Raw genomic sequence first — 319 nt, 5'->3', positions numbered from 1 at the left:
GATCAAGGTAGGTGTCGACGGCAACAAGCTGGATGATTCCCCTTACGACGCCAATCCCGCAGGTTTTGCCTTGCATGGCGCTATCCATGGCGCCCGTGATGACATCCACTGCGTGATTCATACCCACACCAATGAAGTGTCTGCCATCGCCCAGAAAAAAATCGGCTTTACCCACAACGATTTTTACGGTGCCCAGCTGTTTGGTCGCGTTGGCTACCACGCCTTTGAAGGCATCACCCTGTTTCCGGAAGAGCGTAGCCGCATGCTCGACAGCCTTGGTGACAGACACATACTGGTCTTGCGTAACCATGGCATCGCC

At 54.5% G+C, this 319-nt stretch carries 1 protein-coding gene; it reads left to right on the top strand.

The window, feature by feature from the left end:
- The coding region (locus Q4563_RS18235; protein WP_303605510.1) for a class II aldolase/adducin family protein at window positions 1-319 on the top strand (319 nt) is incomplete at both ends.

The sequence above is a fragment of the Gilvimarinus sp. 1_MG-2023 genome (assembly GCF_030548285.1).
Note: the sequence above shows the minus strand (reverse complement) of the source record. Positions and strands in the feature narration are given on the sequence as shown.